Source organism: Providencia sp. Marseille-Q8014 (assembly GCF_965112055.1).
In genome coordinates this window covers 19,392-41,103 of the sequence record NZ_CBCOPT010000002.1, presented here as the reverse complement: position 1 = coordinate 41,103, position 21,712 = coordinate 19,392, and the positions used below count along the sequence as shown (strand labels likewise).

The following is a 21,712-nucleotide window of genomic DNA, read 5'->3' as shown; positions in this document are numbered from 1 at the left end:
AGGACTTAAAAAGTCCTTTTTAAAATTGTTGCTGACCACTAGCTATTTTCGGTTATCTGGTGTTTGTAGTGGTTTGAGAACCGCATTGTGCTTGCGATCTGGACGAGAAACACCGACTTCCCATTTACGAGGCGATATCTCCGTGTAGACATACCCTGTGATGATAAGATCTCCATCTGTGTTTTCGTATGGGTCGATTAAAACACGCATTACCATCGACTCGCTTCTAATGGGTTGTGGGTTTGCCGCAGGTTTTGGCACAGGCACATATTGTCCAGACTCCGTACCAACCCATTTACTATTTTCTGATTTGAGTATGTTATCCATATCGCTTTTGCTTACTACTTCTCCGTTGAGCTGCATTTGAGAAACAGTATCAATTTTTTCTTGATAGTTTTCACCATCAGTCAATTTGTGTACGTCACGAACACTCATACACGTTACTGAATTAGGCATACCTTTACAGCCAAACTCTGTTTCACCGACCATAAGAGATGAACAGGCGGTTAATGAAAGGGTAGTTAAAACCATCAGTGGCAATAGTAAAAATTTCATAGAGTAAGTCCGTATTTTAATTAGTTTGTCTGAATTGAAGTTGAACGCCTTTTGTGACAACAAAATCTATTGATCTGGCAGGGTCAATTTCAATTACAGGGAACAGGTCTTGTGCCATATCCATGTAAAAGTCAGCTAACCGATTGAGTGCGCTGCCTACGCCTTTCATTGCTGCACCTTGTACCTTATTGCTGTTAATTTGTTGATAAGGTGACTGTGTTGGTCCTATTCCGTCCTGTGTTAACGTGATAGACGGAATTTGCTGAACACTGAACATTTCCGAGCCAGCTTGAAGAAATCCTGCAATAAGCGCTTTCGCAAGATATTGCCCCTGTTTTGTTACTAAGCGCCCACGAATACCGATTTTCCCATCCTCTCCGACGGCATACGAATCAAAGGTTGCTTCAATAACTGCCCCATCTTCTCTGATGCAGGAGATCGTGTTACTGCGTAAGTAGGCACGTTCTGATGATAGCTCGCCATAGCCACTGCTAATAATTGCACAATCACGAATATCCGCAGTGTAGTTATTAGGTAAAATGGCTTCTCTTTTCACTCGCACTAACATTGGATAAGGGTGTTCTCTTGCCGCTTTCGCTGTGGGTGCATCCATCCCTGACAAAGCAACTGTGGAAATAATAGAGCCAGCCGGTAAGTACGTTCCTTCCAGCTCAGGGCTCACATTTGCATCCGTTTCGGATTTTGATAATGTATTATTCGCTTTGGATTCTGAGTCGTGATTATTTGTACCATCATAGGTCGTCAGCTCAGGGTATTCTTCATCTGATCCGGACGTATTTGCTTCCTGTGTTGTGTTCGGACTGTACGGTATATCATTTTCATAAACATCATTCAGATTACGACCACCTCCCACCTGATTTGATGATCTGCCGGTATTGGAGAAACTATTCGTATAATCCGGTGTGTTCATCTTCTCTTTTACTTGCTTATCAAGCTGTTCTTTTAGCTCAGTAGCAAGATCATTTTTTTGATTCTCTAATATTTTTTGTTGAGCATACAGTTGTGTAACTTCCTTTTTATACGATTCTTGTACTGATAACAGGCTATCAATTCTGTCATCAATTCGTCGCAAATCAGCGGCGATTGATTCTTGGCTAACGCCCTGCGTGTCAGCATTAGTGAGTAAATTTGTCACTGGTTTATTATTCACAGCCGATACAGCAGTTGGATAATCAGGTTCACTGGTTAAAAAATACAAAGCAGTTACCAGTAATAACCCTCCCCCACCCCATAAGACTATTTTTTTCTGTTTGGGGCTCAGGTTTTCGTATTGGTCTTTGATAGACATGCATTACTCCGCTAAACGAGGGCGAGAATTTTCAGAACGTGTTTCCTCTGCCGTATTAGATTTACGAATTACAAAATAAGCCTCAGTAGATTGCTGTGGTTCTAACGTGTTATTACTCCAAAGTGCTCTTGCCGCTAATCTTGGGTGCGTACACAGTGACTCATCAACAGTGACAGTTGTGTTACCAACGTTTTTCGCTACACCAATTATTACGCCGAAATTACTGCCGGACAGATACTGCCCTTCGCTGAAGGTGTATTTGATATTATCTTGTGGGCTATTTGTTCTGAACGCGCAATTAGGTATAGAAATGCCAGCATTATTGATCCCCATAATTTCATAGCCAGCGGGTACATCACCTAATGCAACACTCCTGAGTAATTTAGTAATGGTACGAGTGTATGAGTCACTTTTTTCCCATTTATCCGCCACGTCCTTATTACCCGAGGCTGTGGGGGTGTAATACTTACCGCTGTTATATACAGCCATGTTTCCATCATCTTTTTCTAAAAGAAGGGTTGCTTCAACAGGTGGTCTTTTTTGTGGGTGAAGGGATAATGAGATTGCTTTACTTTCATCACCTTTATTCGTGATGTACATAGCAACAGGGTTATCTTTGAATGCAGTAAAGTAAATTACATTACCCTCCTGTCTTATTTTTATTTCATTCTTTTTTATCGTTTGAACAACCGGTTCTGAAAACGGTGTAACAATTCTGTTAGGTTGTCCTAACGAGACTGGAATTAACGTGTTTTCACCTGAACGAATTGTGTATGTCATACGGGAATTAGTTTTAGCTTTTGATGAAATGACAGACGATGGCACCGGTTGAATATTTAGGTCGTCTGAAGCAATCTCTTTAATCGAGCTGGATTGATTCTCAGCACCGCCTGAAGGTTGTTGATCCTGACCATAGACAGAAATAGTTTTCGCTGAAGCGAATGAGCTCAAAGCTAGTGAAAGAAGCAAAACCTTACAATTGAACTTCGCCTGATAATTAATCATTTATTCTACTTCCTTCGATAATTTCTTTAGACTGTGAATCATCTGGTAACACACCGCCGTTTGCTTCCTGCTCATAAGTCGGCAAATATGCATCCCCATTCTTTAATTGAATATCTTCGATAACGGGCTTATAGCCACGAATATAAACTGTGACAATGTAATGAACTGTCTTAGTCGTAGTTCTCCCTGTCACACTTTTAACTTCTTGTGAACCCTCGACAAAGTAGACGCCCTTCGCTTTCGGGTCTGTTGAAATGCGAGTTGGTGTAAATGACAGTGATACACGGTCACGATTTATCTGACTGATTGCATCATCAATACTTAGCATGATCCGTTGGTAGCTATTGGGAGAAAGAAACGGCGCTAATGAGGATTTAACGAAATTTACTGATGAGGGATTAGTGTTGCCAAGTAACGTTGCGATATAACTCGCCCACGATTGCATATATGCCGTAGAACCTTCATTTTCATCAATCCAGCCAGTTGTTTGTAAGTTAGGCGGAACAATAATGATCTTTTCATTCTTTCCGTACAGAAGTAACAGTAACCCAATCGCAATGAAGCCAGTGCATAAATTAGATAGTGATAGGACTTTTGATGTTTCCTGTAATCTGGAAACTGTTTTTGTCATTTTGAAAAATTTCATCAGTAGAATTCTCTGTCAAATGAATCAGGAATAAATGTAATTTTGTTGTCACCGATGCCAAATCGCCAGTAGACCAAATGGGCTAAATATTTATCAGATGCTTTATCAAGAAAACGTCCATATATCTTGCTAAGAACAACGCCAACCGCGATCATGGTTAATAATTTTCCAGTAAAAACTCCAATACCGATCATGACCATGAATGGAAATAGCTCGTCAACGGTCCAGAAAAATAGCTTAGGTGGATCATCAACACTGTGAGATATATTTACTACCTTACTCATTTTAAATACCTTATATATCAACTAATTGACTTGTGTTAACTGTCCCATTACTGCTTTGATTTCGTTTAATGGAACTGCGCCTTGTAACGGAACCGCTTTTTCTTGATATGAAACGATAGTGCTTGGAGTTCGGTCAAAGTTAAGACCAATGGCTTCTTGTGTATCGAATAAAATTTTCGCGTTGCTGCTATTGCTGTTTACGCAGCTCTGAAACACTGTCTCATCGAGACTATAACTACTTGCTAATTGAGCAATAGGCGTGCTAAATCCGCCACTTCGTTGAGAATCGAAAATGAATTTCGCAACTTCAAAAAAACCATAATTACCCTTTTGCGCATATGCACACTCTGTCAACGTTGATAGATACAGCGAGCGTTGACCATGACCAAGTGTGTGTTTGAACACAAGAGCTACGTTACCGCCGGATGAATCAACGAAATCGAGTAATTCAGGAAACTCCTGACCGCAATACGGACACTCAAAATCAGAATAGTGAATCAATAAAAATGGTGCATTTATGTTCCCGTAAACGCGATCATTCGTTGGTGACGGTTGTTCGAGTGTACTTTTATTGCTCTCTGAGATTTGTTCAGGTGTTTTTAGAGTTGTTGGTTTATAACCAGTTGCAGCGATATACGTGCTAAAAAAGTTCGCCAAATCATCATCATTGGCTATTTTAGGTATTTCAATACTGTCAACTGCTATCTGAATTTCATTCATATCAGCATTTAAAAAGTATGTTTTCGTACCCGTAAAAGCAGTTAATGCTGCAAGAGCAACAACACTGACGTGTGTAAAAGTTATTTTTTTCATTTCTTCTGACCAAGTTCTATTAAATCGCTACGAGAAATCATTTTCCTTTGTGGCATTTGATTAGTCGCTTCGAGTTCATCTTTAGTGAGCTCAAATAACTTCAATACAAGTTCGCTTTCATCTTCAAGATAGACAGAGCTCAATGTGACTTTTGAAATATCGCTATTAAATGTTCTAAGCGTGTTAGACAAATGAAAATTGACAGCCAACGTAATGATATTGAAAACAAAAATACTCGCTAAAACTGACGTAATTAAATGACTGGATTTATTAAGCATAGGACCCCCCGACAGAGGCATAATGTACCAATCTATCGGGGTTTTTTTTGGCAGAAGGGTATTAAAACAATGATGATTGTTTTTAGATTTGCTTAGGGAGGTTACTGATCATTAAAATAATGGAAGTCGGTATAACAAATAATGTCATGACTGCATTTATAACTGGTGGTACGGGCAGTGGTATCAAAATTGATACTGCAACCAAGAAAACAGTCAACCCTATGAGCTTCATACTACGTCTGTTTAAAAAGGGTGATACATATGAGAAGTCGTATTGCTTCCGCTTCCATCTGCAAACACCGGCAATGAGTGAGGGTACTAAAATGATACAAAAGAACGGCAACCAAAATGATAAAAGAGCCATACGATATACAATCATATAGTTATGGTAATTTATCATTTTCGCTAAGTTAATGAAAAATGGATAGAAAATCCCACTTATATTGTTAAACGTTTGCTCCAGCGGATCAGCTGACACTGGCAATGGTGCATAGTAATTTGTTAACGCAGAGTTGATACCGGTTTGAACAAAAAAGTCATTATATAACTCATTGGCAAATGGGAGAATCTGGCTATGAAAACCACTTTTACCAGTAATCAATTCGCCCATTTTTAACTCGCTAACCATGTTTGATTTATACCATTCAGCAGGGATAAACAATGACATGATAATGAGTAAAACTGTTACCGTAAGTAACAGTTTTTTAATTGAGCTACCGTTAGATTGTGTATCGGCTGACATTAATAACCTCTTTAGAAACTGGAAATAACGCTATTATCTAACCTTTCAGGGAATTTATACTTGTGATATTCATCTAAAGGCGAAGTGTTATTTAACTTTGAAAGAAAAATTATGGATTTTGAAATGACTATTGCTAGATTGTCCCAATCTGAAATCTTCAAATCAGTTTTTTTTCTTTGATAATATTTCTCAATTTGTTCGTTGAAGTAGTCACAGAAAATGGTTTCAAATTCAGTGTCCTTCATAGATAGAAGCATCAATATGATCTGACGGCTACAAATATTCCACTGGAGAAGAAAACGAGCAAAATATATGTCGCTTGCATTGGATCTAAACTCATACTCTGGGACAATATTATCCATTTAACGTGCCTTATTAAATTCTTTGATTAGCATCTTTAACTTTAATACTTCTTTTTCGCTGGTTGGTAATTGTACAATTGGAATTTGACCTTTACATATATTCCCCGCTTTTAAAATAGCGCAAAACTCTAGATTTGGGAGGTTTCCTAATAGTTGTGGAGGAAATAACTCACTCTCAACCTCCATCAATCGCTCACCAATACTTCCGGTGATTTTTTCTGGATCTTCCCCCGAACTCGTACCATGCCCTCTTTGGATGTACTTGAAATTTGTAGTTGGTATTCTTTCTATTAAATCTTTTTGACCTTGAATATTGATAGTCCGTAATGCAATGTTATGGTTCGCATTTATACTAACTTGTTCTTTTTTCGCTTCAGAGCCAAGGGTAGCAACGTAGTCAGTGGTAGACTGTGAGGCAATGAATAACTTAAACCCTGCCCCTCTCCCTTTATTTTGAAGCCGAATAACCTGATCGTTGATAACTTCAGCAGCTTCATCAATAAGAATATTTGTATCGCGTTTCTTTTCACCGCGCGGTTTTGCATAGTTATAAATATCAGCCGCAACAGCAGTGATATCGCTTAGAAATATTGAGCCAACAGCGTTTCCTTTATCACCATCAGCAAGAGAATTAAGCCCTAAATACATCATCCCGTTTGTATTGATGATATCTTTCATATTAGTAATGACTCTTTCATCATCAATATTCTCACTGGACGGTGACAATACTTCATCTAACCCATCACTAGTTAACATGCTTAATACAGGTAGTGCCGTTAATATCATCTTTTGGAAATGTTCACGATTATGCTGAAATAGGTCAATTCCACTTTTAATGAATGTATATTCCTTAATTTTTGCAATATCATTCAGATAGATAGTGATTCTTATTCCGGCATGGTTCTCGATAGTTCCTGTCGTTCTAGTCATTGATTGATGTTCTAGTCTACGATCAAGAAGTGAGTCGTATACATCAGGAAATAGCTCATATCCTAATTTGTCGATTGCTTTAACAAGTAATTCAGCAAAATTACCCAAATTAGTACCAAGCTGTGCTTTTATATTTACAAGAGTAGGCTTTACGTTTGCGAAATTCATCAACTGCACAATAGTTGTCAACGTCATTGTCGCAAATGAAATAAATGGATCAGTTGTGTTATCAGCCTTCTGGATAACGGAAATAATACGGCTGGCTACTTCAGTTGAGTTGGAATAATTTGATATTGGTGAAATCCGGTTGGATTTATCCAAGTGTGCAATGGAAAGATAATAAAAATCATCTTCTCGTTCCATTAGTTTCATGCACTTGTACATATAATCAGCAAGTTCCTCATCATTTTTAGGGTCAATTAGAATAAGAGGTTGCCGTTTTAAAGCAGCTTGCAGAATAAGTAATTTGTAAAGAGTCGTTTTACCGGAACCCGTAGTACCAGTTAATGACGTATGTAGCGTCATTAAGTCGTCAGGTACGCTGATCCACTCATTTGAATTCCCTAATTTATGAATCCAACCGTGCCCCATGCTTTCATGATCATTAGGTAAAAACCTGTCAGCAACACCACTTTTTAAAATTTCATATGCCCGTTGTCCATGCTCATGCCGCCATGTAAAGCCTTTACCTATCAATGTCGTGTCGCGATTGTTCATCATTTCTTTGACAACATCATAGGCTGAAGTAAACGTAGGAGCCGGTCTGGTTTTTAGGTTTTTATGCAAGACTGCAATTTTAATTGCATTTGGCAATGATTTCATAGCGAAAATGCTTTGTATCGCAGCAGCAGATAGCGTAGCAGTTAGAGGCATTGATAGATATGTACCAACACCGACCGTAGCTAATACACCGGTTCCCCAACCACAAACTTCATACATCTCGTAGTTAGTACGAAATGGCATTAAATGTTTCCAATCACTCATTGTTTTTCTCGCATAAATTGAAGTCCAAAATGGCTGTTGTAGCTTTCAAACCTAACAGCCATGATTTGTTTGAATGTCGTTTGAGACACCCCCAACTTAGCAGATATTTCAATAAGTTCTGTCCGACTCAACTCTATATATTGAATCGTTTTAAATTGGTTTTCTGAAATGTCGTTTTCATTGTGAATAGAAAATATGACATCTTCAATTAATGAAGTTGCTAAGTCAGGAATGACTGGATTTAACATTTGTTCAATTTCAGAAAATCCAGTGATGATAAATACATCAATGAGTAATTCTTTTTTCAAAACAAGATAGAAATTTGATCTTAAAAGCACCAGCGCTTCATCATCTTTAGAACGCGATGCTTGAGGGCTTCTGGCTTTCCATGCCGAGGGTATTTCGAGTTTATCATCAACCAGTAAGTGATTTTGATTTATGTTGCTAATTAACTGTTTTTTTGAAAGCCCTAATAGATATATTTCAAAAGCCTCTCTGATATGAAGATCAGCTGTAATATAGATATCACTATGCATACCCTTTTGAGTTGTAATCTCTACGGAGTCGGTGTCATCAAGTTTCACGTCTGCAAACAATGATTTCTGCTCAGATAATTGAGTAGCTACTGGTATATCAGTCAGTGATTTCATTGGTAGTGCTACTGACGGTTTACTCATGGCAATAATCCGTTCTTTTAACCCTAGGCTGTGTTTATGGGTTATCTCAGAAGCAGGATTGCCTACTGGCAGTGTATCACCACCCTGTATCTTGAGATCACATGCTGCTATAACTTGAACTTCAGGTACTTCAACGGCTTGTTCATTACATACCGGCTCGATAATGGCTAGTTCTTCAAGCGTTTCCATTATGCTAGTTACATTATCAGATTCTGGAGGTGTATCATTTATTATTTTATCTACAATATCAATCGGTTGATGCTTAAAATCATTGTTTACGATAGTTGGTTCAGTTTTTTCACCTGTGATTTCTACATTAGTTCCTGTTTTTGGTTCAAAACTAACCCAACTCGTTTCGTTTTTGACATAAACAGATGCATGTGTTGGCTTTATATTTTCGCCAAATAGTAATTCGTCTGAAGCTAATTTCACGCAGTAAAAGAACGTGTCTGGATCTTTTATAAACGACGCTGATTTGAGTAACTTTTTTGGTGCAATCTTCCAATAGAGTGAACCTCTTGGCGCTTCAATGATTACATCATGAGCTAATAGTATCTCACCTAAACTATCTGCTGATTGTGGGATAAAAATTCCAAGGTTTTTTATCTCTTTGCATAATTCTTCAGCGGCACTAGCCCAAATAATGTAGACCCCATCTGGCGTTGACCAAATCGGACTAGGAGGAACGTTTGGGGTCCAACGACCTGATGATATAAATTGGCGCATAGTATCAACCAGACGCTGAATAGTTGATACACCAGAACCGGCAGCGCGTATCGCATCACCTGATGTCAATTTAAGGTCATTTGCAACAGAGGCTCGGTCTGCGAGTAACAGAATATTAAACAACTGATTGCCATTGATTGTTTTTTTATCCGCCAGTTCCATGTTATCGCTGTTAGAAATTGCCTCTATAACTTTGAAATATAGGTTTTTACTATTTTGCTGAAGTAGTTCTATCACTTTCGCAGGAACAATTTTTTCAATAAGCGAAGGTGCTATAATTCTATGATTGTTATGCCTTTTCTTGTTCCACTGTAAAAAATATCTTTCTATATCGTGTTCAACAGCCCAATGAAACAGGTTTTTTCCACTCGGTTTCCACTGATATACACCAGTCTGATCCCAAATTTCATAGTCAGACACTGGTTTACCAATGTCGTGCAGTAATGCTGTTACAGCCACTGCAAGACGCCATTTCAAAGCGTTAGCAGACCGTTCTTCAGGGGTTTCATTGCTATCAAAGTCAGTGGTCTTTGTGTGCTTAACTGCGATGTAACAGACTTCTAAACTGTGTCGTAAAAGCCCTCCTTGAGCTCTGTGGTGATGTGCTTCAGAAGCCGGTAGTAAGTGTATAAAATCAGCAGTATTACATAGTAGTGGCATGACCAATTCATCAAATAGCTCACCGATTTGCATTTCTCTTTTGATTTTTGTGATCATTTCCGCTTGGGTTTTAATCAGCAATTGTTTTCCGCTGATTCTTGCAGGATATCCTTCAATTTTTGGCGGATATCCAATCGGCATTTTGAATGTTTCTATTTGAGATTTAATATCATCCGGAATTTCAATCTCACCTTTTTGAAGTATGGAATGCTGTGATTCCTGCATATCTGGCGATGTTGACACATCTACTGAGAAGGGATCTTTCCCTGATTTCAGTATGGATTTTAACCAGTTTATAAACATTCGGCGAACCTGCTTCTCTAAATTTTTAAGATTATTTGATGCAACAATGTTACCTGTTTTTAAATTTGCAATTTCATAATTAGAACCGTTTTGCATTGTTATATCGGGAAAAACTGCACCTAAATAGTTCATACTCACCACGATCTTCAGTGAGGAACTTAGATGAAAAAGTCATTTATATTTTGTTGTCTGCTTGCAACATCCTTATCAGGTTGTAGTAGCGCAGATAAGCCCATATTTGGGTGTGGAAATTATGTAAAAACATCCACAATTAGCATTGAATCGGGTTATGGCGGTACAGCGAATGACGTAATTGATAAGCAAATTGCTCGAAAAGCAGTAACGGCTACTTATCCTGCTGACTATACATATCGCGAAAATTGGAAAGATACGAATAGAGGTGGCGCATCATTGCGACAGCAAGGTTACAGGCACGTAATTGCATCACCATACGAGATCTACGACCAAGGTAAAAAACATATTCCTGTGGACCGTAGCTTTCATACAGACCTGTTAATAAGTAGTTTAGCTCGCAGTAGTTCATCGAACGTTTATACCAAACCTGAATTACCATCGTTCTGTGGTGAAAATTCACGAAATTATTTTCTGAAGGAAACGCCTGAGAATAAAAAATCTCGGAATGAATATATTCGTATCAAAGAAAAATACTGTTCTGATCCAGAGTATAAATTAACTAATGAAGAATTAGTTATTTTACAAAATGGAGAGCCTGACTCTCTCAAAAACTATCGAATGAAAATCTATATTGATAACCAAAACGAACCATCACCTGCAATAAAGTAGAAAGGTATTTTTCATTATGAATAAATTATCAACGTATCAAAAATCAGTGATTGCACTTTTAACTACAATAGTTGGCGTAGGAATAACCAGTACCTATTTAACCACAAGTGAGCTAAAGCAAACTAATATACTATTGGCTTCGTCAATTACTATTCAAAATGCTACAAAAACAGAAAGTGCTGGTGTAAACCAGTCTTTAAGCAAAATTTTGTCTCTGTCTGAAAATACTGAGCCGGTCCAACAGCCTGAAGCTCAACCTGAAGAACCAAATCTCAATCTTTCCCAAGTCCAGCTTGATTCCAACACACTAACTTATGGCAATGAGAATGCGAGATTTTCACTTGTAACATACATGGATTTCCAATGTCCATATTGCCAACGTTTCGCATCTACTCCTAAAACACTAGTTGATAAGGCGAATGGTGGTTTAGTCAATTGGAAATGGAAAAACAGCCCTCTACCATTCCACGAGCCAAATGCTACTGATTATGCCGTGAAAATGCTCTGTGCTGGTGCTCAAAACACTGACAATCACTGGAAGATCATTTCAATGTGGGGGAATCATGAATTTGATTTTGCTACCGCAGATATGATCGGAATGTTTGAGTTAGACCCTGTTGCGTATAACACATGTCTTAAAACTGACTCTGTAAAGTTAACTTTAGATAAAGACAAGGCAGAAAGCCGTTCTCTTGGTGTTTCAGGCACACCTACAACGGTAATAGTTGATAATAAAACTGGAGAAAAACGTGTGATAGAAGGTGCTGTACCAATGGATATGTTTGTAAACACCATCGAAGCTATGATGAAAAAATCACAATAAAACCAATTCGTTTTAGTAACCTTATAAAAGATAAATATTAATTAGTAAATGTAAAATCCACGTTGATAGTAGTTTGCTGTCATTTTAATACTGTAAATATAGAAGGGTTAGATATGCAATTAGTAAAAACATGTGCCATGCCGAAAATTGATACCAAAAAAGTGCTTTTCGTGGTTTTCGCAGTGTTATGTGTAGCGGCACTGGCAGTTATGTTTGCCTATGGCAAAGGAACCGAACAGTCCGGTTTCAAAGAAGTATGGATGCAAATTACTGCATATATGCAGGGGTCATTAGGTCGTGTGTTAGTGGGGCTGATTGTAGTTGTTGGTATTGCTGCGGCGGTTGTTCGTCAGTCGTTAATGACCTTTGCAGTGGCGGTTGGTGCGGCAATTGGTCTGTACTATGCTCCGGATATCATCAACGGTATCATGACTTCATCTGTTGCAGTAACAACGGCATTACCGATATTGTAGTAGAAAGCAGCAACTCAAAGAAAAGCCGTATGAGAATACGGCTTTTTTTATCTGAGTAATATTAATGGATATTAAAATCACCATCCGGATACTCTCTTGTGTATCCATAACCCCACTTGGATATCAGCATAGGATCTGCGGGGCACAAAAACAATAGACAGTAATCTTTGGGGAAGGATTACATTCCCTTTCGCTAAAAACCATTACGCAATTATGTTATGTTAACTGTAACATAATGATATAAAGGCATTTTCATGTCAAAGATAATCTTATCTCAAGAACAAGAAGCCATTTTAGCCTCTGAAGAAAAGTATATTTGCTGTCAGGCTTATGCAGGTTCAGGCAAAACGTTCATATTGACTCAATTGGCAAAGCGTAATCCGGATAAACGTATTTTGTACTTAGCTTACAACAAAGGCATACAGATAGAAGCATCACAAAAATTTCCTTCTAATACCAAAGTGATCACCACTCATGCAATGGCATATCGGTATTTGAAAAAATTGAAGTACAAAATGAAGTTTAATTTCAATGGGTTCGATGTGGCTCGGCTACTAAATATTACATCTGTTCAATTGCAATTTCTCATAATCGAGACTCTAAATAATTATTATAGGTCTGCTGATTATTCGTTACAGATACATCACGTTCCAACAGAGAACACAGGGAATGGTAAAAAACATGCTGAAAATGTTAGGAAATGCGCATTAGAAAATGCAAAACTCATTTTTGAATTACAAGCTGACCCTAACAGTGACTTCCCTGCTCCCCCTGACTTTTACATAAAATATTTTCAGTTAGTAGCCCCTCCCCTACATACATGGTTCGATATCATTTTGTTTGATGAAGCACAGGATGCCAACTTAGTAACGAAGGCAATGCTAGATAAATGTGAATGCAAACGAATCTTTGTAGGTGATACGCACCAGATGATCAACCGCTGGCGTGGGGCAAATGATGCCCTAGATGCCTCTGTACGTGATGGAGCTCAGATATTGCGTCTAACTACGTCATATCGGTTTGGACGATGTGTAGCAGCTATCGCAAATGCCATACTGATGTTAAAAGGGGAGACTGTAAGCCTTAAAACGACCGGTATTACTGATAAGCTCATAAATAAAGCTGAAATCAAGAATATCTTCCCTAGAACTGTGATTTCACGCACCAATCTATCTGTGTTGATCAATGCAATTGACGCTGGAAGAAACGGTAAAAAAGTGTTCTTCGTAGGTGGTATTGATAGGTATGCTTTAGACGATATTGCTGATTTTTACTATCTGTATATCGGCAATACTAAAATGATTAAGAGAAAAGCATTTTTATACGACTATCCAAATTGGGATCGGGTTGTAAGCGTTGCAGAGAACTCAGGCGACAATACGTTGAAAAGGACGATACACCTAATTGAAAATGAGCCTGATATTCTAGAGCTGGTTGATAAAATTAAAGAAGCAGCAGTTAATAATTACAATGATGCTGATTTAACGCTTGTAACTGCACATTCATCGAAAGGACTTGAATGGGAATATATTGAGATTGATGATGATTATGTTTCATTAGTTGAATATATTGAGAAAACACCAAAACAAAAACAGAATCTAATATTTATTAATGATGAATTAAATTTGTTATACGTTGCAGTAACCAGAGCTACGAAAGCTCTATCGGTATCAATGGTAATTATGGAAATAATTTCATTAATAAAATATAGAAAAGACAAAAAAAGAAACATTCCAATAGTAACTCCGGAAGAACTACACATTTTTTTAAATAGTACAACACAAATCTAACCAACTTTTTCATTAATAGTAATTAATATAATACTATCAGCAGTAAGAGGATTTAGTATGTCAAAGAAAAATAGAACCAGTCTTAACCAAATTCAACGATGCTATGAACTAGATGAAATGACAGTAAACCGAGAATTGGCAAAAGCATCGTATGGACCCGCAGCCTTGATATTTTTCTTATTAATTTTTTTTCTACCTTTGAAAGCTGAATTTAATCTGTGGCTATCATTATTTCTATCATTGTTAGCTGGATATATAGCATATAGAGTATTTGGCAGAAAAATAGCAAGTAATAAAATTGAATACTTAGACCAATTGCTATTGAAGTATACGCCGATGAACCAAGAGGCATACGAAAAATTAAAAAAATCTGTAAATGAAGAACCGGATGGATTTTACACATATCTAGGTGAGTTTATAAACAAAGAAAGAGAGTTTTGTGATAAAAAACATTGTTCTAAATCAGATGAGCATAAATTTAAATTTATAAAATAAACAAATAAATGCAGATATATTCCACATATCTGCATTTAATTTTGCTAGTAGTTACTTTATATATCCTGTTAGGCAGGGTAAATGATTTTCGTTGTAATTAATCATTCTATCTTGGTTTACTTTTCCATTTGTTGATATTTTGCAAATATGCACATCTCGCCCTGAATTGATTGCTATTTCTGCGGCTTTTAATATTTCCTCTCTTGAGCTCCAATATAATAAGCTAATATTCTTCTTGGGTGGAAATGCACTCCAGCGACCATTAGTATTCAAATATCGGTCTAACATTCTACCTGAGTTTGCATGTTCGTTTTCTACACCTTTGTGTGAAGCAGGGGAAAGTAAGTAATATTCTAAATCTGGCATAATTTATCTCTTATATGGTTTATGTTTCACTCTTGAATAAAGCAGCGACTATTCGTTTATTATGATTGGTGTTAATTTGTGTTTAATAAAAAAATTCAAAATAATCCTATCATATCCTAAGTAATCACACGTATGATAATTTGCTATGTAAGCCGCTTCAGTCATTGTGATCCCATTGGGGTTTTGTTCTAAACCTAAAATTCGCCTCATAGCCTCTGATTCAGCCCCTCTCATTAGTGTAAACACTTCATCAGAGCAACGATGTTCTGGAAGTAATTCCTTCGTAATTTTCAAGGGATTTACGCCTGCATGGTAATTTGGTGTTTTGTCTCTCTCGATTAGGTTAATTTCTCGGTTTCCGTCGCGAAAATCAATTAAAGGGTCTATGACGGTATGAGCCTTTGTCTCGATCCATGAGTATTGCAAAATGCTGTTTGTGTAAGCTAAATCTGTCTCCGGAGTGTGGACCAGTTCTTGCTTATAGATACCAATCACAGCCTCGCCCTCGATGTATCCCTTTTTTAATAATTGTCGGCATAATAGATATGAATATGGGTACATCTGAATATCGTCAGCTATTGTTCTCAGACTCGTGTATTTTTCCATTTTGAATCCAAAAAAGCCCCAAAAAGGGGCTGTAAGGTAGTTTTGGAGAGTTAACGATCACTTATTGGTTGTGTTTGCGCTTACTTTTTCATAATGAATAGAATCAGTTCTTTCATCAGGGTTTTTCGCACTAAGTAATATAAATGTATAATTTTGTTTACCATGAGTGATGAATAAGTCTGTGCCGCCCCACACTTCAGAACTTGGCTTTTTCGATAAGAGCAAAATGTTATTTGGTAATAATTTGATGTCGAAATGATCGTCATGGTCTGAGCCATTGATGAAGTAATTGAGCTCTTTAACGGCTTCGGATTGTGCAGGTAGGAAAATTTTCACTGCAAAATTACGGTAGAGATAGACTTTAGTTTGTGAATTTGGCGCGTATGGGATCGTTAATTGCTTCCCTACATAGTCGAGGTTTTGGTCATTTTCAAGGCGTTTGTTTCTTTCTTCCAATGCTGCATCAAATACGTTTTTAAAGTCTTGTTGCTGTGTTGGAGCCTGATTGCTGTAATACACATCACTGAGCTCCTGAGCTGCCGGTGCAGGTGGTTGACCTGTAAAGTTTGTACTTAATGCCTGAGTGTGTTCCACTACTGAAGTAGCAGCTTCGCTAACATGCTCAAGCATGCCATTAATGCTTTGTTCGCTATCTGATGGATTCTGTGTTTCTGTTACGTCAGAATGCTCCTGTTCTGCTTCTGAGAGCGTCTTAGCAACATCTCCTGTAACAGAGTCGGATTTAACCTCTGATGCCGGAGAATCGGTTTTAGTTACGTTCTCGGCACTGTTCGATTCTGGTTCTGCCTCTTTGGGATTGTTAAAAACAGGAATAGAGGTTTCAACGTCACTATAATAATTAACATCAATTTCTGTCGTGTCTGTTGCTGGTTTGAGTAAAACAAATACTGCTATTGCACCTGCTGCAACTGCAACTGCAATCATGGATTTTTTATTCAGAAGAAAACCAAGTCCTTTTTTACTTTCATTTTTTTTTGCATTGGAAGAAACATCCGTCATTTTGAGCCTCAATAATCTGTGTTACGTGTATCTGATATATGTTATAGAATTACGCCCTACGAATAGGGCGCAAAGGTTCTAAAAGCGGATTACTTTCTTAACAGCAATAATTTATCGGCTATCATTTTTCCGTCCATGAGTGTCAGACGGTCAGATGTTCTGTGACTGTATAGAACTGCATCGTTAGAAAACTTACCTGATGTGACTAGAAATACATGCTTAAATTCGGGTTCTGCTTCTAGTACACCAACCATTTCACGGGCGATAGCAACACCTACATTGTCAGATTTCCAGTGTTTGCATTGAGCGAAAACTTTGATTCCATCACGTTCCATAATGATATCTTTCCCACCATCTGGACCATAATTAGTGACAGTAGCTCTGTACCCAAGGCTGTTGAATAACTCTCTTATAAATTCCTCAAATTCTCGCCATGATAATTCTCGGATAAATTGCAATGCATCTTCATGATAGGTGGCATTAAAAAGTACCTTTTTAAACATAGTTTGTTGTTTATAACGAAAATAGACACTTGCTGAATAAGCCACGAGCAGAAATGCAACGCATGAACGTAATATATGGAATGTATAATATGTACAAACTGGGATATTCCTCAGAGAGAATAATTTATTCGCACTGCTTTTCCCGAAAATATCAGCATATGCTGTTTTTATATCTCCCCATATCAGTTGTATGATTTTCGTTGTTATTACATGGTCATAACGAAGAAAAAATACAGTTATTGTGGTAACAGCAATTATCACTAATGCAACTTGAGGGTTTAATAGAGGGGCATTTCTTTTGATTCCCACTGAAGCCCATTCAGGTTTCTTTCTCTTGTGTAACCTCAATATTTTGCTGCTAGGTGACAATATATAAACAGCAAATAAAGGTATTACTAAAGTTAAAACTCTCGCAATAGAATCAAATCTAAGAAATACCAGAGTGGTCATATAGAATATAAATGCAATATTCATATTAGTTACATAGGGATTTCGTTTCTTAAATCTACGCTTTCTTCTCATTACAACATTCCAATTTACTAAAATAGTAGCTGTGTCACGGTAAGTAAGGCTCCGTTTGGAGTGATATGTATTCCATCCTTTGTGCGAACTGTTGTCCCATCTATGACATCCTTGTATGTTTCACCAAGAACCGTTCGTGTATCTACGGTGGTGATCCCCTCTATCTGCGAAGCCGTCATTATGGCTTGCCGAGTGTTATCTAATAGTCTGTTTTTGGCGGTGTCTTTAAGGGTTGGAGGAAGTAACCAGATTACATTTTGGTTTCTGGCTTTTATGGTTTGGATAAAATGCCGAACTTTAGAGGTGTACTTTTCTTTTTCTGATATTTGAACATGGTCGTTAGTACCGAGAATCACATAAACGGTATCGTATTCTTCAAAACTGAATTGCTCTGCGTATCTCTGCCAATCAAGGATATTCTTTGTGGATAATCCGCTACCTACTTTGTATCGAGCATCAACAGCTTGGATTGTGCTGTACCCTTTAGCTATCTCATAGGTAAGTGAATCTCCTATAAAAATAGGTTTGCTGTATGACAAAGAAGAAAATAAAAGGGAGCTGATTACTGAGATTTTATAAATATTCATTGCAACCCATATCAGTTATAAGCCAAATCTCACTACTTTGACTTGTGTTCTTTTTAAGCAATATCGAGCATGGTATAGATGCCATATCAATTTTTATTAATGTGTTGTCACTCCCCTTCACCTCATAGAGTTGCTTTATTTCGTTGGATTCAAGACCAGTAATCTCTCTTGCCAGTACATAGGTATCAGCTACTCTGTCGAAGCCACCTGAACTGACATGCTTATCTTGTGTGGCTTGCGTCACAAGATGCTCGTGTGTAGTGATCGCCCCTGTGGTAGAACCACAAGATGACAAGAAAAAGCAAACTAATGCGATACAGCTTCTATTTATCCCCATCATTCCCCTCTGCCGTTTGAGCTTCAGAAATTACTTTTAAGCTATTCTCCCCTATATCAAAATCGCTTTTCATAAACTCAAGTGTAAAAGCCGTGGCTAAATACCGGCTTATCAAAAGTTCCTTTTTAACAAGCCCTCGCAAATGCCTTGGAGTTCCAACTGCATTTTCAAAAAACCGTGAATCCCATGAGTGATCCCTGTTATCGCCAAGAACAAAAACATATCCATCAGGGATTACCCATTGTGTATAAATTGGCTTAACGAATGGTTTACGGTTATCAATGACGTACTCATATTGTTGCGCATTACGTTCCTGAAGCGCCTGATAGGTACTCGTATGGTCATTATGATGGTTTAGCTGCCCGATCATCCTTCCGTTGATCTGGACTGACTTATCATCGGCATAAGTGATAGTATCGCCAGCCAATCCGATTATGCGTTTTACATAAATGAATGAAGGGAATGCAGGAGCTCGGAAAATCACGATATCTCCACGCATCAATTGCTCTTTTTGCGTGTCAACCGGCTTTGCAAAAATGAGATCACCGGCTTTTAATGTCGGTGCCATAGAGGATGTTGGGATAATGTAATAGTCCAATAGGTAGGATTTAACGGACCACACAATAACTGATATTATTACCAAGCTAACAGTATAAAAACTAGGCTTACGTTTTCGATATATGAGGTAAAGAATTCGTAGGATAAGTGCAAGAATAAGGGTACTTATGAAGTTCATGAGCTTCAGCCTTCAGAAATTAAAAAGGCAATGTACCCGTTATATGGTATCTTTTTTCTTAGTAAACAGTCTTAAAAGTATCACTTTCTATTTTGAAGGTGCATGGTTATGGCTTTCAAATATCCATAAAACCATAACATATTAAAGTGGCTACTTATTTTTAAAGGCAAGAAATAACATATAGTTTCACTGGAAAAAACAAGATACCCCATCTTATTATCTACTGCTTTAAAACTAATTAAATCAATATTACTTTTAGAGTACTTAAAATAGCTGCGGTAGCAATTCACATAAATTGCAATAAGAAAGAATGATGCTAACATCTTAGATAATTCAATTAATGTTATGCACTCAATAAAATCTCCAATTACTGCAATTAATACAATAAATATTAACATGGAAATATCAATTATGTTTTTTCTGCGTATTAATAAATACGCTGGATATACACAAGCAACGGTAAAAAAAATAATTTGAATGAAAGAGATGTATTTATTCTTCATTAGACCACCATTCAGGAGCTGCTAATGAATCATCTGAAACTTTCCAACCAAAGTTAATCAACATTTTCTTTATATTATAAGGTTTATCCATAAAATAGCTCATGTGGGTTTTATTGTTCTTTGTGACCAGCCCTGCTACCTTAACTGAAGTAATACCAATGTAGGTCGTTAAATCTGCAAGTGTATAACCTAAATACGTTACATCTGACAATTCTTCGATACGCTTATTTTCATGAATAGTGTTTAGTATGCCCTCTAATTCTGATTTAATAAACATATACAATTGTCTGCTATCATTACCGGTTATTTCTTTCCTTTCATCGTAGTGGCTATTATGAACATTCTTATTATCCTTGTTATTTTCAAGCCACCAATTAGGCGCAGATAAATTATTGTTGGTAACAACCCATCCATGATTAATAAGAACAAGCGCATTATTAAATGTATACTTTGAAAGTTTCAATTCATTAACTTCAGACAAAAAGATTTCTTGTTTATCAATGCATTCTAAAATACCAAGATCTATTAACATTGCGGTAATAGATGATTGATTTCTATGTATTTTATTTGCGATTGAGCTTAGGTTCATCTTGTTTTGTATCATGGAGATAACTGTATGAATTTCCTCATTAACCCATACTGTTTCATTACGATTCAATTCGATAGTGTTACTTATAGGGAACTGATCATTATTTACCCACCACTTGGGGGCTTTAAGAGATTCCTCCCTATTTAATAACTCATATATCCAACCAAGTTCTAATAATTTAGGAATAAATGATGAATAAGGAATGAGATGGTTTAAATTTGTATTCCTAGCCGTAGATATCTTATTATCCTTATAGTTTATTTCACACAATCCCATGTGCAACAATTTAGAGAGGACATCATTTACACTACGTCCGGTAAATTTGCATATTTTTTCAATGAAGAATGGTTCGTCAATAGTCCCAATCAACTTTGTTATTTCGGAACAAGTCCATGTGGTTAAATTTCTCATTATAATTATCTCAAAATAAATTAAAATGGAATTAAGGCTTCAGACTCATAACCCCATCTTTCTAATTCTGATGAAGAAATAATGTCATTACAAATGCAATCTAATATTTCAAATTGTTTTTTAATAAAGTTAATCTTTTTATTTGTTGTTTTTTTATATTTAATGAATTTATTAAATGTGGAAATCATTTTATTAATTCTAAGTTTCTGATACTGAGTTCTCATTTCAAAAGGGCAACTATCATCAACATATAGTTCAGATGCATATAAAATTACATTTTTCATGTCATTGATTTTGTGACATAATTCTATGCATTTACTGCCATGATAATAATCATTGTTATATATGACCATTTCACCCCAAAATTTCAAATTTTCGATTGTATGCTTAAATGATATAAAATCATTAACTGCACGGCTATTTGCAAGTAATTTGATTATTTTTTCTCTATTTTTAGAGAGGTCATTTTCTTCTGGAAAATAGATTGTTATTGACTTTTTATCTTCCCAATTTTTTTCATTAAGCACTAAGTTAGTATATTTTTGTAACCAAATAAATTTTGTTTGCTTTGAAGTGATAGACGTATAAAACAAAAAAAATGGTACGTTAAATAGCATTGCATATTTTATAGTGTTAACAGGAAAGCTGATTTTTACATCTTCTGTAAATGTTTTTTCAGTGCCTTTGGATTGTACAAAAAAACAATCACCAGTTGATTCTTTATTATCAAAAAGCTCAATCATGAAATCTGAGCCGTAATCTCTTTCACCAATGGAACGTAACACCCAATTTTTACTGGGTATCTGATTGTGGACTATCTTTATAGCTTCAGTTTCTACAAAATGCGATTGTGATCTCATTTGTGTTATATCT

At 36.8% G+C, this 21,712-nt stretch carries 24 protein-coding genes; 5 read left to right on the top strand and 19 right to left on the bottom strand.

Annotated elements, in window-relative coordinates; genetic code table 11:
* Positions 1-42: 42 nt before the first annotated feature.
* From traV to mobH, 10 genes are all read right to left on the bottom strand, one after another.
* Positions 43-555 (bottom strand): type IV conjugative transfer system lipoprotein TraV, encoded by a 513-nt coding sequence (gene traV / locus ACWPW6_RS18920; RefSeq protein WP_023159932.1) that lies wholly within the window; start codon positions 553-555, stop codon positions 43-45.
* Positions 556-571: 16 nt separating this feature from the next.
* The gene (locus ACWPW6_RS18915; RefSeq protein WP_023159933.1) at positions 572-1,864 is read right to left on the bottom strand and encodes a TraB/VirB10 family protein; all 1,293 of its coding nucleotides are present in this window, start codon (positions 1,862-1,864) and stop codon (positions 572-574) included.
* 3 nt (positions 1,865-1,867) lie between these two features.
* Positions 1,868-2,869: a TraK domain-containing protein gene (locus ACWPW6_RS18910; RefSeq protein ID WP_023159934.1), complete on the bottom strand. Its 1,002-nt coding sequence runs from the start codon at positions 2,867-2,869 to the stop codon at positions 1,868-1,870.
* Positions 2,862-3,515: a TraE/TraK family type IV conjugative transfer system protein gene (locus tag ACWPW6_RS18905; RefSeq protein ID WP_023159935.1), complete on the bottom strand. Its 654-nt coding sequence runs from the start codon at positions 3,513-3,515 to the stop codon at positions 2,862-2,864. The genes ACWPW6_RS18910 and ACWPW6_RS18905 overlap by 8 nt, the downstream gene beginning before the upstream one ends.
* Positions 3,515-3,799 carry a type IV conjugative transfer system protein TraL gene (gene traL / locus ACWPW6_RS18900; RefSeq protein WP_023159936.1) on the bottom strand — a complete coding sequence of 95 codons (285 nt, stop codon included), beginning with the start codon at positions 3,797-3,799 and terminating at the stop codon, positions 3,515-3,517. The genes ACWPW6_RS18905 and traL overlap by 1 nt, the downstream gene beginning before the upstream one ends.
* A 21-nt stretch (positions 3,800-3,820) precedes the next feature.
* On the bottom strand, positions 3,821-4,612 hold the full coding sequence (locus ACWPW6_RS18895; RefSeq protein WP_023159937.1) for a DsbA family protein: 792 nt from the start codon (positions 4,610-4,612) through the stop codon (positions 3,821-3,823).
* Positions 4,609-4,890 (bottom strand): hypothetical protein, encoded by a 282-nt coding sequence (locus tag ACWPW6_RS18890; protein WP_072070772.1) that lies wholly within the window; start codon positions 4,888-4,890, stop codon positions 4,609-4,611. The genes ACWPW6_RS18895 and ACWPW6_RS18890 overlap by 4 nt, the downstream gene beginning before the upstream one ends.
* Positions 4,891-4,972: 82 nt before the next feature.
* Complete coding sequence (locus tag ACWPW6_RS18885; RefSeq protein WP_023159938.1) at positions 4,973-5,632, bottom strand: DUF4400 domain-containing protein; 660 nt, start codon at positions 5,630-5,632, stop codon at positions 4,973-4,975.
* Between the two features lie 362 nt (positions 5,633-5,994).
* A complete protein-coding gene (traD, locus tag ACWPW6_RS18880; protein ID WP_023159939.1) occupies positions 5,995-7,908 on the bottom strand; it encodes a conjugative transfer system coupling protein TraD in 1,914 nt (637 codons plus the stop codon).
* Entirely contained in the window at positions 7,905-10,406 is a 2,502-nt protein-coding gene (gene mobH, locus ACWPW6_RS18875) for a MobH family relaxase (RefSeq protein ID WP_094962554.1), read from the bottom strand. Before mobH ends, traD begins: the two co-directional genes overlap by 4 nt.
* A 30-nt stretch (positions 10,407-10,436) precedes the next feature.
* Here mobH and ACWPW6_RS18870 point away from each other — a divergent pair, with 30 nt between their 5' ends.
* The 5 genes from ACWPW6_RS18870 to ACWPW6_RS18850 all read left to right on the top strand — a co-directional run bounded on the left by ACWPW6_RS18870 (position 10,437) and on the right by ACWPW6_RS18850 (position 14,659).
* Positions 10,437-11,078 (top strand): hypothetical protein, encoded by a 642-nt coding sequence (locus ACWPW6_RS18870; protein ID WP_023159943.1) that lies wholly within the window; start codon positions 10,437-10,439, stop codon positions 11,076-11,078.
* 16 nt (positions 11,079-11,094) lie between these two features.
* Positions 11,095-11,901: a DsbA family protein gene (locus tag ACWPW6_RS18865; protein ID WP_023159944.1), complete on the top strand. Its 807-nt coding sequence runs from the start codon at positions 11,095-11,097 to the stop codon at positions 11,899-11,901.
* A 113-nt stretch (positions 11,902-12,014) separates the two neighbouring features.
* A complete protein-coding gene (gene traA / locus ACWPW6_RS18860) occupies positions 12,015-12,374 on the top strand; it encodes a TraA family conjugative transfer protein (RefSeq protein WP_234430105.1) in 360 nt (119 codons plus the stop codon).
* 254 nt (positions 12,375-12,628) lie between these two features.
* Positions 12,629-14,164 carry a UvrD-helicase domain-containing protein gene (locus ACWPW6_RS18855; RefSeq protein WP_094962555.1) on the top strand — a complete coding sequence of 512 codons (1,536 nt, stop codon included), beginning with the start codon at positions 12,629-12,631 and terminating at the stop codon, positions 14,162-14,164.
* Between the two features lie 57 nt (positions 14,165-14,221).
* Positions 14,222-14,659, top strand: a complete 438-nt coding sequence (locus ACWPW6_RS18850; protein ID WP_094962556.1) for a hypothetical protein — start codon at positions 14,222-14,224, stop codon at positions 14,657-14,659.
* A gap of 51 nt (positions 14,660-14,710) precedes the next feature.
* On the opposite strand, the gene ACWPW6_RS18845 is transcribed toward ACWPW6_RS18850, so the two are convergent.
* The 9 genes from ACWPW6_RS18845 to ACWPW6_RS18805 form a co-directional block, all read right to left on the bottom strand.
* The gene (locus ACWPW6_RS18845) at positions 14,711-15,025 is read right to left on the bottom strand and encodes a hypothetical protein (protein ID WP_094962557.1); all 315 of its coding nucleotides are present in this window, start codon (positions 15,023-15,025) and stop codon (positions 14,711-14,713) included.
* Between the two features lie 48 nt (positions 15,026-15,073).
* Complete coding sequence (locus tag ACWPW6_RS18840) at positions 15,074-15,631, bottom strand: hypothetical protein (protein WP_094962558.1); 558 nt, start codon at positions 15,629-15,631, stop codon at positions 15,074-15,076.
* Between the two features lie 57 nt (positions 15,632-15,688).
* Positions 15,689-16,651: a hypothetical protein gene (locus ACWPW6_RS18835; protein ID WP_109910886.1), complete on the bottom strand. Its 963-nt coding sequence runs from the start codon at positions 16,649-16,651 to the stop codon at positions 15,689-15,691.
* 89 nt (positions 16,652-16,740) lie between these two features.
* The gene (locus ACWPW6_RS18830) at positions 16,741-17,628 is read right to left on the bottom strand and encodes a restriction endonuclease (RefSeq protein WP_163939962.1); all 888 of its coding nucleotides are present in this window, start codon (positions 17,626-17,628) and stop codon (positions 16,741-16,743) included.
* Positions 17,629-17,693: 65 nt separating this feature from the next.
* Complete coding sequence (locus ACWPW6_RS18825; RefSeq protein WP_094962561.1) at positions 17,694-18,263, bottom strand: DUF459 domain-containing protein; 570 nt, start codon at positions 18,261-18,263, stop codon at positions 17,694-17,696.
* Complete coding sequence (locus ACWPW6_RS18820) at positions 18,250-18,603, bottom strand: hypothetical protein (protein ID WP_141240701.1); 354 nt, start codon at positions 18,601-18,603, stop codon at positions 18,250-18,252. Before ACWPW6_RS18820 ends, ACWPW6_RS18825 begins: the two co-directional genes overlap by 14 nt.
* Positions 18,587-19,336 (bottom strand): signal peptidase I, encoded by a 750-nt coding sequence (lepB, locus tag ACWPW6_RS18815; RefSeq protein WP_094962563.1) that lies wholly within the window; start codon positions 19,334-19,336, stop codon positions 18,587-18,589. Before lepB ends, ACWPW6_RS18820 begins: the two co-directional genes overlap by 17 nt.
* 492 nt (positions 19,337-19,828) lie before the next feature.
* Positions 19,829-20,839, bottom strand: coding sequence for a hypothetical protein (locus ACWPW6_RS18810; protein WP_369101364.1), 1,011 nt, complete (start codon positions 20,837-20,839; stop codon positions 19,829-19,831).
* A gap of 20 nt (positions 20,840-20,859) precedes the next feature.
* On the bottom strand, positions 20,860-21,699 hold the full coding sequence (locus ACWPW6_RS18805; protein ID WP_094962566.1) for a DUF4365 domain-containing protein: 840 nt from the start codon (positions 21,697-21,699) through the stop codon (positions 20,860-20,862).
* Positions 21,700-21,712 lie beyond the last annotated feature (13 nt).

What these genes read in the sequence shown, in the direction of transcription:
- traV (WP_023159932.1), bottom strand. Translation starts at nt 555, where the DNA reads ATGAAATTTTTACTATTGCCACTGATGGTTTTAACTACCCTTTCATTA.
- ACWPW6_RS18915 (WP_023159933.1), bottom strand. Translation starts at nt 1,864, where the DNA reads ATGTCTATCAAAGACCAATACGAAAACCTGAGCCCCAAACAGAAAAAA.
- ACWPW6_RS18910 (WP_023159934.1), bottom strand. Translation starts at nt 2,869, where the DNA reads ATGATTAATTATCAGGCGAAGTTCAATTGTAAGGTTTTGCTTCTTTCA.
- ACWPW6_RS18905 (WP_023159935.1), bottom strand. Translation starts at nt 3,515, where the DNA reads ATGAAATTTTTCAAAATGACAAAAACAGTTTCCAGATTACAGGAAACA.
- traL (WP_023159936.1), bottom strand. Translation starts at nt 3,799, where the DNA reads ATGAGTAAGGTAGTAAATATATCTCACAGTGTTGATGATCCACCTAAG.
- ACWPW6_RS18895 (WP_023159937.1), bottom strand. Translation starts at nt 4,612, where the DNA reads ATGAAAAAAATAACTTTTACACACGTCAGTGTTGTTGCTCTTGCAGCA.
- ACWPW6_RS18890 (WP_072070772.1), bottom strand. Translation starts at nt 4,890, where the DNA reads ATGCTTAATAAATCCAGTCATTTAATTACGTCAGTTTTAGCGAGTATT.
- ACWPW6_RS18885 (WP_023159938.1), bottom strand. Translation starts at nt 5,632, where the DNA reads ATGTCAGCCGATACACAATCTAACGGTAGCTCAATTAAAAAACTGTTA.
- traD (WP_023159939.1), bottom strand. Translation starts at nt 7,908, where the DNA reads ATGAGTGATTGGAAACATTTAATGCCATTTCGTACTAACTACGAGATG.
- mobH (WP_094962554.1), bottom strand. Translation starts at nt 10,406, where the DNA reads ATGAACTATTTAGGTGCAGTTTTTCCCGATATAACAATGCAAAACGGT.
- ACWPW6_RS18870 (WP_023159943.1), top strand. Translation starts at nt 10,437, where the DNA reads ATGAAAAAGTCATTTATATTTTGTTGTCTGCTTGCAACATCCTTATCA.
- ACWPW6_RS18865 (WP_023159944.1), top strand. Translation starts at nt 11,095, where the DNA reads ATGAATAAATTATCAACGTATCAAAAATCAGTGATTGCACTTTTAACT.
- traA (WP_234430105.1), top strand. Translation starts at nt 12,015, where the DNA reads ATGCAATTAGTAAAAACATGTGCCATGCCGAAAATTGATACCAAAAAA.
- ACWPW6_RS18855 (WP_094962555.1), top strand. Translation starts at nt 12,629, where the DNA reads ATGTCAAAGATAATCTTATCTCAAGAACAAGAAGCCATTTTAGCCTCT.
- ACWPW6_RS18850 (WP_094962556.1), top strand. Translation starts at nt 14,222, where the DNA reads ATGTCAAAGAAAAATAGAACCAGTCTTAACCAAATTCAACGATGCTAT.
- ACWPW6_RS18845 (WP_094962557.1), bottom strand. Translation starts at nt 15,025, where the DNA reads ATGCCAGATTTAGAATATTACTTACTTTCCCCTGCTTCACACAAAGGT.
- ACWPW6_RS18840 (WP_094962558.1), bottom strand. Translation starts at nt 15,631, where the DNA reads ATGGAAAAATACACGAGTCTGAGAACAATAGCTGACGATATTCAGATG.
- ACWPW6_RS18835 (WP_109910886.1), bottom strand. Translation starts at nt 16,651, where the DNA reads ATGACGGATGTTTCTTCCAATGCAAAAAAAAATGAAAGTAAAAAAGGA.
- ACWPW6_RS18830 (WP_163939962.1), bottom strand. Translation starts at nt 17,628, where the DNA reads ATGAATATTGCATTTATATTCTATATGACCACTCTGGTATTTCTTAGA.
- ACWPW6_RS18825 (WP_094962561.1), bottom strand. Translation starts at nt 18,263, where the DNA reads ATGAATATTTATAAAATCTCAGTAATCAGCTCCCTTTTATTTTCTTCT.
- ACWPW6_RS18820 (WP_141240701.1), bottom strand. Translation starts at nt 18,603, where the DNA reads ATGATGGGGATAAATAGAAGCTGTATCGCATTAGTTTGCTTTTTCTTG.
- lepB (WP_094962563.1), bottom strand. Translation starts at nt 19,336, where the DNA reads ATGAACTTCATAAGTACCCTTATTCTTGCACTTATCCTACGAATTCTT.
- ACWPW6_RS18810 (WP_369101364.1), bottom strand. Translation starts at nt 20,839, where the DNA reads ATGAGAAATTTAACCACATGGACTTGTTCCGAAATAACAAAGTTGATT.
- ACWPW6_RS18805 (WP_094962566.1), bottom strand. Translation starts at nt 21,699, where the DNA reads ATGAGATCACAATCGCATTTTGTAGAAACTGAAGCTATAAAGATAGTC.